Below are 13,141 nucleotides of genomic sequence, written 5' to 3'. Positions count from 1 at the left end.
CAGCCCGTCTGGCGTCGGTCCGCCAATGCCGCTACGTCTCGGCCTCCACGAAACAGGACAGCAGCATGAAGCGAACGACGATCGTCGATGTTGGGCGCCTCGCCGGGGTTTCCGCAAAGACCGTCTCGCGCGTGCTCAACGACGAACCGCACGTCAGCCCGGCGGTCAAACAGCGCGTCCGCGAAGCCGCCGATGCGCTCGATTATCATCCCAACGTGTTCGCGCAGGCGCTGGTGCGGCGCAAATCGAACATGATCGGGCTGATCTACGAAAACCCCAGCCCGAGCTATGTCGTCGAGCTGCAACGCGGTGTGCTCGAACGGCTGACCGGCGAGCGCTACAAGCTCGTGGTGATCCCGATCCGCTCGGTGCAGGAACATGCCGGCGAAGTCGTCGGAATGCTGCGCTCGGCCGCGCTCGACGGTGTCGTGCTCGCCCCACCCGCTTCGGATAATCCGATCATTCTCAACCAGTTGAAGGACGCGCGCATCCTGTGCGCGCGGATCGCGCCGACCCGGTTGCTCGACGCGGCGCCGAGCAACCTGATCGACGACGTCGCCGCCGCCCGCGAGATCGCCGACTATGTGATCGGCCTCGGCCATCGTGAGATCGCCATCATTCGCGGCGACCCGACCCACGCCTCCACCGAGGCGCGAATGCTCGGCTATATGCAGGCCTTCTCCAAGGCCGACATCGAATTGCGGCTCGAACGGATCGAACCCGGCCTGTTCACCTTCGACAGCGGTCTCGCGGCGGCGCGCGACATCTTCGCGCGCGGCGACCGCCCGACCGCGATCCTCGCGCAGAATGACGACATGGCGGTCGGCGCGATGATGGCGGCGCGCGAGTTCGGCCTGTCGATCCCGGACGATGTTTCCGTGGTCGGGTTCGACGATTCGGAGGTGTCGCGCATCACCTGGCCGCGCCTGACCACGGTGCGGCAGCCGGTGTTCGAGATGGCGATCGCCGCGACCGAAATGCTGATCGCCCAGCTTGAAGACCGCGATGTCATGGCCCGGATCACGCATCCGCACGAACTGCTGATCCGCGAATCGGCCGCCCCGCCCCGATCGCTCGGGTGATGCTTCGCCGGCGCGAAGTGTGGTCCTATGCCGCCGGGGATTTCGGGTTCAACACCGTCTGGCAGTCGATCGAACTGTATCTGCTCTTCTATTACGTCCGCCAGCTCGGCATCGCACCCGAAGTCGCATCTTTGATCTTCCTGGCGGGCGCGGCGGCGGACTGGCTGATGGACGTGTTCGTCGGCGTGACGGCCGACCGGCTGGCGCCGCGCGTGCGGCTCGGCACGTGGGTGGCGGTCGGCGGGCCGCTGTCGGTGCTGATCCTGTGCGCCGCCTTCGCGTTGCCGCCGATGCGGAGCGGCTATGTGCCCTATTACGCGCTCGCCACCTATCTCGCGCTGCGCTGCGCCTATGGCATCGGCAACATCCCTTATGGTGCGCTGACCGCACGGATTTCCGCCGATCCCAGGGATCATCTGCGGCTGACCGGCGCGCGCATGCAGGCGGCGGCGCTGGGCGGTCTGGTGGCGGCTTTGGTCTATGCGGCGCTGCCGGCGGGCGGCCCCGGTGGCGGCGGCTTCTCGATCGGCGCGCCGATCCTTGCCGGGATCGCGGTGCCGACCTTCTTCTTCACCGCGTTCGGCACGCGCGAGCGAGTCATGCCGGCGGTAGCCGCGCCCCGCTCACATCGCGCGCTCGTGACGATGTTCGCCTTGCTCGGCAGGTCACCGGCGTTGCGGCGGCTGATCACGACGATCCTCACCGTCGGGCTGGCGGTGTCGCTTCTCAACGTCTCGCTGCTGTTCGTGTTCGATCAGCTCGGTGCGCAGCGCTGGGGCTATTATGCCGCGCTGCTGCCGGCCTTGTCGCTGCTGGTCACCGCGCCGCTGTGGACTCATCTCGCCACGCGAATCGGGCAGGGCGCGACCTTGCGCTATGCAGCCGTGCTGATGCTCGGCGCGACCGCGCTCGGCTGCGCGGGCGGCGGAGTCGCGATGGCACTGGTCAGCGTCACCGGCGCGATCGTCGCCGGGCAAGGGCTGTCGGTGATGTTCTGGTCGCTGGTTCCCGCGACCGTTGCCGCCTGCGAGCGTGACGCCGCAATCGTCGGGTACGCCGCGCGAATCTATGCGGCGGCGACGATCGCACGCAAGCTGGCGCAGGCCTTCTCCACCCAAGTGCTTGCGATGACATTGTTGTTTCCGGCGATACCGATCCTCGGCAGCATCGCCGTGGCGGCGCTGCTCGCGTTGCTGTGCGCGTTTTTCTACCCCCCGATCGAGGATACATCCCGCTCGCTTGCCCCTTGACACAGCCATGTCAACGTTGTCAGGATTGGAACGTCGATAATGGGGATGCCGGCGACCGTGAGAGCGCCGGCGATGGGAGCGGACATGATCTCGAAAACTGTGCTGGCGGGCCTTGCCTGCGCGACTGCGGCCGCGCTCCCCGCGCAGACTCCTTCGACCGCGCCGGTAACGCCGGCACCGACCATCCACCCGGAACTCTGGCCGACTGCGACTTGGCCGGTTGCCGCCAAGCCCGCCGACGAGGCCCGGATCGCCGGACTGCTCAAGCGGATGACTCTGGAGGAGAAGGTCGGGCAGATCCTGCAGGCCAACATCACCAACATCACGCCCGAAGAGGTCCGCCAGTATCACATCGGCTCGGTGCTCAACGGCGGCAACGCGGGGCCGGGCGGCGACGATTTCGCGCCCGCGCCGAAATGGCTCGAATTGGCCGACCAGCTCTGGGCCGCGTCGGTCGACACTTCCAAGGGCGGCGTCGGCATTCCGATGCTGTGGGGCACCGATGCGGTCCACGGCCACAGCAACATCGTCGGCGCGACGCTGTTCCCGCAGAACATCGGCCTCGGCGCGACGCGCGATCCGGGGCTGATCGAGCGGATCGGCGCCGCCACCGCCGCCGAGATCCGCACGACGGGTCAGGAATGGACCTTCGCGCCGACCATCACCGTGCCGCAGGATTATCGCTGGGGCCGCGCCTATGAGGGTTATTCGTCCGATCCCGATCTGGTCGCGAGCTACGTCCAGCACATGATCCTCGGGCTTCAGGGGCCGCCCGACGGCAGCCGAATCCTCGCCGGGCCGCACGTGTTGGCCAGCACCAAGCATTTCATCGGCGACGGCGGCACCTTCGAAGGCCATGATCAGGGCGACGCCCGGATCAGCGAAACCGTGCTGCGCGACATCCACGGCAAGCCGTATGTCCCCGCGGTCGAGGCCGGGGTGGGCACGGTCATGACGAGCTTTTCGAGCTGGCAGGGCCGCAAGATCGCCGGCGAGAAGGGTCTGGTCACCGGCGTTCTCAAGGGCCGCATGCATTTCGGCGGGTTCGTCGTCACCGACTGGAACGCGCACGGCCAGATCGCCGGCTGCACCAACGAAAGCTGCCCGCAGGCGATCAACGCCGGCATCGACATGTATATGGCGCCCGATAGCTGGAAGGCGCTGTACGGATCGCTGATCGCACAGGTGAAGGACGGGACCGTGCCGATCGCGCGGCTCGACGATGCGGTGGCGCGAATCCTGCGCGTGAAGCTGCGGCTCGGGCTGTTCGAAATGGGCAAACCCTCGTCGCGCGCGCTCGCCGGCGACTGGAGCGTGCTCGGCGCGCCCGCGCACCGCGCGATCGCGCGCGAAGCGGTCGGCAAGTCGCTGGTGCTGCTCAAGAACACCGGCGTGCTGCCGCTGCGCGCCGCCGCCAACATCCTCGTCGCTGGTGACGGCGCCGACGATGTCGGGCGGCAATCGGGTGGCTGGACGCTGAGCTGGCAGGGCACCGGGCTCGATCGCAGCATGTTCCCCGGCGCGACGACCCTGTGGGGCGGCATCGACGCAGCGGTGAAAGCAGCGGGCGGTCACGCCGAATATGCCCCCGACGGGCATTACACCCGCAAGCCCGATGCCGCGATCGTGGTGTTCGGTGAAACGCCGTATGCCGAATTCCAGGGCGATCTGCGCACGCTGCAACTCCGCCCCGAACTGCGCAAGCCGCTGGAGACGATGCGGCGGCTGAAGGCGGCGGGGATTCCCGTCGTCGCGGTGATGCTGACCGGGCGCCCCCTGTTCGTCAGCCCTGAACTCAACGCCGCCGACGGCTTCGTCGTCGCGTGGCTGCCGGGCACCGAGGGCGCTGGCGTCGCCGACCGGCTGTTCGGCGTGGGCGGCGCGCCGTTCACCGGCAAGCTGCCTGCCGCCTGGCCGCTCACCGCCAAGCCGGGCGGGCCGGTGCTATACCCGTTCGGCTACGGATTGAGCGGGCGCGAACCCAAGGTGGCGTGGAAGCCCTTGTCGGAAGACCCCGGCGTGATCGATGATGGCGATACCGGCGTGTATATGTCCGCCGGCGTGGCGACGCCGGGCTGGTCGCTTCAGGTGAGCGACGGCGTGGTCGGCGTGACGCGGATCACCACGGTGCCGGCGCAGGCGCTCGGCGGACGGGTCAAGATCACCGCGATCGACCATGAGGTGCAGGAAGGCGCGCGGCACTTCGCGCTGGCGGGCGGCGGGCCGCAGGTCATCGCGCTCCACACCCAGACGCCGATCGACCTTAGCCGGGAAACCAATGGCGAACTGATGGTGCTGGCGACGATGCGGATCGAAAGCCCACCCCCGGCCGATCTGACGATCGGCGTCACCTGCGGGCCGACCTGCACCGCCACAGTGCCGATCGCGCCGGCCAAGCTGCCGGTCGGGGTGTGGCGGACGGTCGGCATCCCGCTCAAATGCTTCGTGAAGACCGCCGACATGAGCCGGATCGAAACGCCCTTCCAGCTCAGCACCGCGCAAAGGTTCGAGACGAGCATCGCGCGCGTCGCGATCGGCACTGTCGCCGACGATGTGGTGGCGTGCGCGCGCTGACGCGGGTTTGACCCGGATCGCAACAATCCTCTGGCCGCGCCGTTACACATGCGCGAGAAGACTCGATTGACGATCAGGAGAGATGTGCGTGAGTGTGGCATTCCGGCGCGAGAGCGACGAGGAGCATAAGGAACCCCGGTTCGAGCTGCCGATCCCGCCCGGCCCCAATCTCGTCACCCCGCGCGGGCTGGCGCTGATCCGCACACGCATCGCCGAACTGCGCGCCGATGTCGCCACCGCGACCGACGAGGATGCGAGAACGCTTGCCGAGCGCGACCTGCGCTATTGGTCGACGCGCGAAACCACCGCCGAGGTGGCCGCGCCTGCAACCGGCGAAACGGTCGCGATCGGCACGCGCGTGGCGTTCACGCTGGGCGGGGCGAGCCGCGAGATCGAGATCGTCGGCTTCGACGAGAGCGATCCGGCGGCTGGCCGAATCGCCTTCTCCGCCCCGCTCGCCCGCGCGATGATCGGCGCGGAAGACGGCGAAATGTGCGATTTCGGGGGCAAGGCCGACGCGATCGAGATCGTGGAGATTACGCCGGCTAAATGAGGTTCTAGCGCTTCAACGGGCCCTTGAAACCGCCGTTAAAGCCCCTCCCTGGAAGGGAGGGGTTGGGGGTGGGTCGGTCGAGAGTGTGCGGCGACAGCGGCCATGATCGCCTCGGCCACGCCATCGGGATTATCGCGAACCTCACTATTCCAGTATCGCAAGACCCGCCAACCGACGCTTTCGAGGAATAGCGTGCGCCTATCGTCATAGGCGGCCGCATCGAGATGTTGACTGCCGTCGAGTTCGACTGCCAATTTGATCGAGCGGCAGGCGAAGTCGACGATATAGCTGCCGATCGAAAGCTGCCGCGTGAAGCGGGGGCGCAGGTGGCAGAGGCGTGACCATAAGGCGCGCTCCTCTGCGGTCGCGGCGTTGCGCAACAGGCGAGCGTTTGCCGTCATGTGGGGCGCGACTCTAGGCATGGCATGAGGATGCCGTTCCACGCTATCGAGAGCAACCCACCCCCGGCCCCTCCCTTCCAGGGCAGGGCTATCGCATTTGGCGGAGGAGGGTTGCGAGGTAGTGGTCATCCCATCCGGCGCGTTTGATTTTGGCGCGGATGGAAAGCTTTCTTGGATCGTGCTGGAGAAGGTTGAGGGCGAGCCTTCGCAGGAGGGCGAGGTTTTCGGCGCAGTGATCGGATCGGGTGTGGATGCGATCTTCGCCGAAGGCGACATCGAGCAGCCAGTGTTGCTGATTCTCGATCGTCCAGTGTGCCCTGATCACCCGAAGCGCCTCGCGCGGCGGCAGGAAGCGGGAGAGGATGGCATAGCGGGTGTCGGTTTGCTCCTCGCCTTTGACGCGGCGCAGACTGTCGATCCGCACGATGGCGCCCAGACCCTCGAAGCCATATCGATCGGCCCAGTCGGCGGGCGCGGGGACGACCCATGCCCGCCGCTCTTCGTATCTGCCATGCGCGGTCTCGCTGGTGCTGGCAGCCTGTGCGGCGTCGGGATCGGCGAGCAGATCCCGGATCGCGGCGTGCAGCGGTCCGCGATTGCCTTTGATGATCAGAGCATAGTCGCCACCGCGCGCCCGTATCGCCGAGACCGTCCGGCGGCTGGCATGCAGCGCATCGGCGGTAACCGTACAGCCGGTCAGGTCGAGCAGGGCGATGATCTCGCGGGCCGCGGTGACTTCGCTGCGATTATGCGCGCGGCACTGGCTCAGCACCAGCCGATGATCGGCCGCCCAGGCGCTCACCAGATGCAAAGGCATGGTGCGGCGCGCGCTATCGACGGCCCCCCGCAACGACTTGCCGTCGATGGCAATGATTGGCCCGGCGATCCCCTGGCGCTCCAGCGTTGCGGCAAAAGCACTGACGAAGCGCTGAAACGCCCGCTCGAACGACGGCGGATCGAGCGTGCGAAAGACCCGGCTGAACGTGTCGTGGCTCGGCGTTCCATGATCCAGCTTCAGGAACTGGCCAAGACAGTCCCGCTTCGCCTCGCCGAACTCGGCGATATCGACGCATGTCTCGGCCCCACACAGCAGCGCGGCGAACGCGATCAGCAAGATATCCGGCAAAGCATGGCTGCTGTTCGAACGTCGTGGGTCCGGCACGACATCGAACACCTCACGGAACCCGCGCATACCAATCTCCCCGGCAACCCAGGAGAGACTACAGAATCCAATCTATCAAACTTGGATAGCCCTCTCATCGCCAAATGCGATTCCCCTGCTTCCAGGGAGGGGAGCAGAACGCTGAAAGGTGGGCGTAAGCCGCTACGACACCGGCGCCCGCCGCCGGTAGCTGAGCGCCTCGGCAATGTGCAGCCGCCCTACCCCTTCGCTGCCAGCGAGATCGGCGATGGTGCGCGCGACGCGCAGGATGCGGGTGTAGCCGCGCGCCGATAGTCGCATCGCTTCGGAGGCTTGCGCGAGCAGCGCCCTGCCCGCCTCATCGGGCGTCGCCACCGCGTCGAGCAGCACGCCATCGACTTCGGCGTTGGTGCGGATCGGATGGTCGGCGTAGCGCGCGGTCTGCACGACGCGTGCCGCCGCGACGCGGGCGCGCACCTCGGCCGAGCCTTCGGCGGGGGGCGGCAGGACGAGATCGGCGGCGGAGAGCGCCTGCACCTCGACGTGCAGGTCAATTCGGTCGAGCAGCGGGCCGGACACCTTGGCCTGATAGTCCGCCGCGCATTTGGGCGCGCGCGAACAGGCGAGCGCGGCATCGCCAAGGTGCCCGCAGCGGCACGGGTTCATCGCCGCGATCAACTGCACGCGCGCGGGGAAGGTGACGTGCGCGTTGGCGCGCGCGACGCTGACCGTGCCGGTCTCGAGCGGCTGGCGCAGCGAATCGAGCACCGCGCGCTGGAATTCGGGCAGTTCGTCGAGGAACAGCACGCCGAGATGCGCGAGGCTGACCTCGCCCGGCTTCACCTTCAGCCCGCCGCCGGTCAGCGCCGCCATCGACGCGGAATGGTGGGGGTTGCGGAAGGGCCGCGTGCGGGTCAGCCGCCCGCCGGCAAGCGTGCCGGCGACGCTCGCCACCATCGACACTTCCAGCGCCTCGGCGGCGTCGAGCGGCGGCAGGATGCCAGGCAGGCACGACGCCATCAGCGACTTGCCCGCGCCGGGTGGCCCGACCATCAGCAGATTGTGCCCGCCCGCTGCGGCGATTTCGAGCGCGCGCTTGGCGGTTTCCTGCCCCTTCACCTGTTTGAGATCGGGGCCGTGTGCCACGTCGATCGCCTCGCCCGGCTCAGGTGCGCCGATCAGCCCGTGGCCCTTGAAGTGGTTCACCAGCGAAAGGATGTCGGGCGCGGCGAGCACGCCGACCGAGCCGGCCCAGGCCGCTTCGGCGCCTTGCGACGCCGGGCAGATCAGCCCCTTGCCCTCGGCCGATGCGTGCAGCGCCGCCAGCAGCACGCCCGGCGACGGCGCGATCCGCGCGTCGAGGCCGAGTTCGCCGACCACCACGAAATCGCCGAGCTGCTCGGCGTCGATCACGCCCATCGCGCCGAGCAGCGCCAGCGCGATCGGCAGGTCGAAATGCGATCCTTCCTTGGGCAGATCGGCGGGCGACATGTTGACGACGATTCGCTTGGGCGGCAGCGCCAGCCCCATCGAGGCGATCGCACCGCGCACGCGCTCGCGGCTTTCCGCCACTGCCTTGTCGGCAAGGCCGACGACGTTGAACGCGGGCAGACCGGGGATGAGCTGCACCTGCACCTCGACCGCGCGCGCCTCGAGCCCGAGATACGCCACCGTCGATACGCTCGCGACCATCCATCACCCCCCCGGTTGGACAACGGCTTAGCGGCACCGTAAAGTTTGGGGAAGCCCGGCGTGAGGCGCTGGATAAGGTGTCTTGCATTTGCAAAACACCGCATCCATCTTCCCGGCAGATGTTGCCCGTTTCGCCATCCCCGCGATTGACTTCGCATGGTCATCCGCCTAAGGGCACGCGCTACGAGGCCGTCCCTGTGGCGGCCCTTTTCTATTCAGACGATCAGGGAATGACTCATGAAGCGGACCTTTCAGCCGAGCAATCTGGTGCGGGCACGTCGTCACGGCTTCCGCGCACGGATGGAGACTCCGGGCGGCCGCAACGTGATTCGCGCGCGTCGGGCGCGCGGTCGCAAGAAGCTGTCGGCGTAATCCACGTTCTGGCGCGCCGCGCGGATTTCCTCGCGGCGAACGCCGGTAAACGCGCGCCGATGCCCGGCTTCGTGCTGCTGGTTCGGCCTCGCGATGATGGCGATCCGGCGATGCGGATCGGCTATACCGTCACCAAGAAGATCGGCAACGCGGTGGTCCGCAACCGGATGAAACGCCGGCTGCGGGCGCTCGCGCGTGACGTGCTGCCCGAATCGGGCGTGCGCGGTGCCGATCACGTGCTGATCGGGCGAAACGGCGGCGTGGAGCGCGATTTCGCGCAGCTCCGCAGCGAACTGACCAAGGCGCTGGCGAAGGTGATGCGGTGAGGTCTCCCCGCCGCCGTTCTCCCGCGAAAGCGGCAGGCCAGAGCCGCACACGCAGCGCGTGTTGCCCTGGACTCCCGCTTTCGCGAGAGAACAGTTTAGGCGAAGATCGATGCTGACTCGCCTCCTCATCCTGCTGGTACGCGCATGGCAGATCGGCCCTTCGGTCGTGCTGCCTTCGTCCTGCCGCTTCCAGCCGTCCTGTTCCGCCTATGCAATCACCGCGCTTCGCCGCTATGGCGCGGTGAAAGGCGGCTGGCTGGCGGCGAAACGGATCGGGCGGTGCCATCCCTTCGGCGGCTTCGGCCCCGATCCAGTGCCCTGAACCGGTGACGCGGCGCCACGAAACTACGAACGGGATTCCCAGGTGAAAGACGAAGGCAGAAATTTCCTCCTGTTCGCGGTGTTCGCGGCGCTGATCCTGTTCGGCTGGCAGTTCTTCGCCTCCAAATATCTGCCGGCGGCCAACCCGCCCGCAACCAAGATCGAAGCGGGCAAGACCGTCGCGGTCGCTTCCTCGACCGGCCCGGCCGGCCCCACCGCCGCCTCGCCCGAGAAGGTTCGCGACCGCGCGCAGGTGCTGCGCGACACGCCGCGCGTGAAGATCGAGACGCGCAGCCTGCAAGGCTCGATCAACCTCAAGGGCGGCCGCATCGATGACCTTGTGCTGAGCAAGTACAAGGAAACCATCGCCAAGGATTCGCCGTCGATCCGGCTGTTCTCGCCCTCGGGCACCGAACACGCCTATTTCGCCGGCTTCGGCTGGTCGGGTGACGGCGTGACGACGCCTGGCGCCGACACGGTGTTCACCGCCAGCGCGCCCGTGCTCACCCCCGCCCAGCCGGTCACGCTCGCCTGGACCAATCCGCAGGGGCAGCGCTTCGCGATGCGAATCGCGGTCGACGATCGCTACATGTTCACCGTCCGCCAGACCGTCACCAACCCGACCGGCGCACCGATCAAGATTCGCCCTTATGGTCTGGTTTCGCGCGCCGGCGTGTCGCCCGATCCCGACACCTGGACCGATCACGTCGGCCCGATCGGCGTGTTCGATCACGGCGCGACCTACGACATCACCTTCGCCAATCTGCAGGGCAAGGAAGCCAGCTTCATCGGCAAGAACCTGCTCGGCAACATCGGCAAGCCGGGTGACAATTACTTCGATTCGACCGGCGGCTGGTTCGGCTTCGGCGACAAATACTGGCTCGCCGCGCTGATCCCCGATTCGGGTGCGCAGATGCACGGTGGCTTCCGCGCCGCCGTCGGCGACAATTTCCAGGCCGATTTCGCGCTCCAGCCGCGCGTGGTTCCCGCCGGCAAGGCGCTGGTGACGACCGCGAAGCTGTTCGCGGGCGCCAAGGAGACCAACACGCTCGACGGGTATGAGGACCGCCTCAACGTCCGCCACTTCGGCAAGGCGATCGACTGGGGCTGGTTCGAGGTCGTCGAGAAGCCGATCTTCAAATATCTCGACTTCCTGTTCCGCGTGATCGGCAATTTCGGCGTGGCGATCATCGCGCTGACGCTGACGATCCGTGGCCTGCTGTTCCCGATCGCGCAGCGTCAGTTCGCCTCGATGGCGAAGATGCGGGCGATCCAGCCCAAGATGAAGGCGCTGCAGGAACGCTATAAGGACGACAAGGTCCGCGCGCAGCAGGAGGTGATGGCGCTCTACAAGTCGGAAGGCGTCAACCCGCTCGCCGGCTGCCTGCCGACCTTCCTCCAGATCCCGATCCTGTACGCGCTCTACAAGGTGCTGCTGCTGACGATCGAAATGCGTCACCAGCCGTTCGTGCTGTGGATTCGCGATCTGTCCGCGCCGGACCCCGCGACGATCCTCAACGCGTTCGGCTATCTGCCGTGGCATCTGCCGCCGATGCTCGCGATCGGCATCGTGCCGGTGCTGCTCGGCATTTCGATGTACTTCCAGTTCAAGCTCAACCCGGCGCCGATGGACGAAGCGCAGAAGCAGGTCTTCAAGATCATGCCGTGGGTGCTGATGTTCGTGATGGCGCCGTTCGCGGTCGGCCTGCAGATCTACTGGATCACGTCGAACACGCTGACCATCCTTCAGCAGCGGCTGCTCTACGCGCGCCATCCCGAGTTGAAGGTGCCAACGACGAAATGACCGATCCCACCTTCGAACCAGAAGCGATCGAGGCCGCGCGGAAGATGTTCGCCGGCCCGATAGCCTTCCTCAAATCGGCGCCCGCGCTGGAATTCATTCCCGATGCGGTCGTGCCGGAGGTGGCGTTCGCGGGGCGCTCGAACGTCGGCAAGTCGTCGCTGCTCAACGCGCTTGCCGGGCGCAACGCGCTGGCGCGCACGTCGAACACGCCGGGGCGGACTCAGGAGCTGAACTTCTTCGATGTCGGCGCGCCGCTCGCGTTTCGGCTGGTCGATATGCCCGGCTACGGCTTCGCCAAGGCGCCGAAGGATGTCGTCAAGAAATGGCGCTTCCTGGTCAACGATTTCCTGCGCGGGCGTGACGTGCTCAAGCGCGCTTTGGTGCTGATCGACGCGCGTCACGGCATCAAGGAGGTCGATCGCGAGATCCTCGACATGCTCGACAAGGCGGCGGTGAGCTACCGCCTCGTCATGACCAAGATCGACAAGATCAAGCCGAGCGAACTCGCCGAGGTGATGACCGCGACCGCCGACGAAGCGCGCAAGCGCCCCGCCGCGCATCCCGAGATCCTGCCGACCTCGTCGGAAACCGGCCTCGGCATCCCCGAATTGCGCGCGGCGGTGATCGAGGCGATCGGCTAAAGACGCGCTATTGATCCTCCCCCGCCAGGGGGAGGTGGCGCCGAAGGCGACGGAGGCGGCGCGCGCGCACTCTCCTGCGTTCCGCCGCCCTCCCCCTCCGTCACGCTATGCGTGACACCTCCCCCTTGCGGGGGAGGATTGAAAAGGCGATCGGCTGATTTCCTTACGCCGTCATGCCAGCGAAAGCTGGCATCTCTCGCGGCGCCTGTCCCGTCTTGTCACCGGGAGACCCCAGCTTGCGCTGGGGTGACGAATGAAGGTCAGTTCCCGCCTCGCGCGGTTGCCGCGCGGCGTGCAGCCGTCTATCCCCCGCCCCATGAAACTCATCATCGGCAACAAGGCCTATTCCTCCTGGAGCCTGCGCGGCTGGCTCGCCGCCCGGCAATCCGGTCTCGTCTTCGAGGAGGTCGTCGTGCCGCTCTACGATGCCGAGTGGGACCGGCGGCGCGAGGGCGACGAGTTCGCGCCGTCCTCGGGCAAGGTGCCGATCCTGTGGGACGGCGACGCTGTGGTGTGGGACAGCCTCGCCATCATCGAATATCTCGCCGAGCAGACCAGCCGCGACCTGTTCTGGCCGGCCGATCCCGCCGCGCGCGCGATGGCGCGGTCGATGTCGGCGGAGATGCATTCGAGCTTCACCGCGCTTCGCAAGAAGCACAGCATGAACATCCGCCAGGTGTTCCCGCCACAGCGGCCCGACGACGACGTGCTCGCCGATCTCGCGCGGATCATGGAATTGTGGGCACAGGCGCGTGCGCGCTTCGGCGGCGACGGGCAATTCCTGTTCGGCGCGTTCGGCGCGGCCGACATCATGTATGCGCCGGTGGTGACCCGGATCGTCACCTACAGCCTGCCAATCGCGCGCTTCGCGGCGAGCTATATGGATGCGGTCATCAACCACCCCTTCATGCAGGACTGGATCGCCGCCGCACAGGAAGAGGAATGGGTGATCGAAAAGTTCGAGCAGCCGGTCGGCTGACGCGT

13 protein-coding genes are annotated in these 13,141 nt (G+C 67.1%); 10 read left to right on the top strand and 3 right to left on the bottom strand.

Annotated elements, in window-relative coordinates:
• The first annotated feature begins 65 nt into the window (after positions 1-65).
• The 4 genes from J0A91_RS11845 (at position 66) to J0A91_RS11830 (ending at position 5,459) form a co-directional block, all read left to right on the top strand.
• Positions 66-1,082 carry a LacI family DNA-binding transcriptional regulator gene (locus J0A91_RS11845; RefSeq protein WP_083224653.1) on the top strand — a complete coding sequence of 339 codons (1,017 nt, stop codon included), beginning with the start codon at positions 66-68 and terminating at the stop codon, positions 1,080-1,082.
• Positions 1,082-2,332 carry an MFS transporter gene (locus tag J0A91_RS11840; RefSeq protein WP_069205082.1) on the top strand — a complete coding sequence of 417 codons (1,251 nt, stop codon included), beginning with the start codon at positions 1,082-1,084 and terminating at the stop codon, positions 2,330-2,332. Before J0A91_RS11845 ends, J0A91_RS11840 begins: the two co-directional genes overlap by 1 nt.
• An 84-nt stretch (positions 2,333-2,416) precedes the next feature.
• Positions 2,417-4,906: a glycoside hydrolase family 3 protein gene (locus J0A91_RS11835; RefSeq protein ID WP_069207258.1), complete on the top strand. Its 2,490-nt coding sequence runs from the start codon at positions 2,417-2,419 to the stop codon at positions 4,904-4,906.
• Positions 4,907-4,994: 88 nt separating this feature from the next.
• Positions 4,995-5,459: a GreA/GreB family elongation factor gene (locus J0A91_RS11830; protein WP_069207257.1), complete on the top strand. Its 465-nt coding sequence runs from the start codon at positions 4,995-4,997 to the stop codon at positions 5,457-5,459.
• Between the two features lie 35 nt (positions 5,460-5,494).
• Here the strand turns inward: J0A91_RS11830 and J0A91_RS11825 are convergent, their stop codons facing one another.
• From J0A91_RS11825 to J0A91_RS11815, 3 genes are all read right to left on the bottom strand, one after another.
• Positions 5,495-5,881: an endonuclease domain-containing protein gene (locus J0A91_RS11825; protein ID WP_069205081.1), complete on the bottom strand. Its 387-nt coding sequence runs from the start codon at positions 5,879-5,881 to the stop codon at positions 5,495-5,497.
• A 67-nt stretch (positions 5,882-5,948) separates the two neighbouring features.
• Positions 5,949-7,052, bottom strand: coding sequence for an ISAs1 family transposase (locus J0A91_RS11820; RefSeq protein WP_069203655.1), 1,104 nt, complete (start codon positions 7,050-7,052; stop codon positions 5,949-5,951).
• A 132-nt stretch (positions 7,053-7,184) separates the two neighbouring features.
• The gene (locus J0A91_RS11815; protein WP_069205080.1) at positions 7,185-8,693 is read right to left on the bottom strand and encodes a YifB family Mg chelatase-like AAA ATPase; all 1,509 of its coding nucleotides are present in this window, start codon (positions 8,691-8,693) and stop codon (positions 7,185-7,187) included.
• Positions 8,694-8,930: 237 nt separating this feature from the next.
• On the opposite strand from J0A91_RS11815, the gene rpmH reads away from it, so the two are divergent.
• From rpmH to J0A91_RS11785, 6 genes are all read left to right on the top strand, one after another.
• Positions 8,931-9,065 (top strand): 50S ribosomal protein L34, encoded by a 135-nt coding sequence (gene rpmH / locus J0A91_RS11810; RefSeq protein WP_083224946.1) that lies wholly within the window; start codon positions 8,931-8,933, stop codon positions 9,063-9,065.
• An 8-nt stretch (positions 9,066-9,073) separates the two neighbouring features.
• Positions 9,074-9,391 carry a ribonuclease P protein component gene (gene rnpA, locus J0A91_RS11805; RefSeq protein WP_069207256.1) on the top strand — a complete coding sequence of 106 codons (318 nt, stop codon included), beginning with the start codon at positions 9,074-9,076 and terminating at the stop codon, positions 9,389-9,391.
• Between the two features lie 109 nt (positions 9,392-9,500).
• A complete protein-coding gene (yidD, locus tag J0A91_RS11800; RefSeq protein WP_069205079.1) occupies positions 9,501-9,713 on the top strand; it encodes a membrane protein insertion efficiency factor YidD in 213 nt (70 codons plus the stop codon).
• Between the two features lie 42 nt (positions 9,714-9,755).
• On the top strand, positions 9,756-11,516 hold the full coding sequence (gene yidC, locus J0A91_RS11795) for a membrane protein insertase YidC (RefSeq protein WP_069205078.1): 1,761 nt from the start codon (positions 9,756-9,758) through the stop codon (positions 11,514-11,516).
• A complete protein-coding gene (yihA, locus tag J0A91_RS11790) occupies positions 11,513-12,157 on the top strand; it encodes a ribosome biogenesis GTP-binding protein YihA/YsxC (protein WP_069205077.1) in 645 nt (214 codons plus the stop codon). The genes yidC and yihA overlap by 4 nt, the downstream gene beginning before the upstream one ends.
• Before the next feature lie 316 nt (positions 12,158-12,473).
• A complete protein-coding gene (locus tag J0A91_RS11785) occupies positions 12,474-13,136 on the top strand; it encodes a glutathione S-transferase family protein (RefSeq protein WP_069205076.1) in 663 nt (220 codons plus the stop codon).
• Positions 13,137-13,141: the final 5 nt, after the last annotated feature.

The sequence above is a fragment of the Sphingomonas panacis genome, from assembly GCF_001717955.1.
GTDB classification, from domain to species: domain Bacteria; phylum Pseudomonadota; class Alphaproteobacteria; order Sphingomonadales; family Sphingomonadaceae; genus Sphingomonas; species Sphingomonas panacis.
This window is presented reverse-complemented; position numbering and strand designations above follow the sequence as displayed.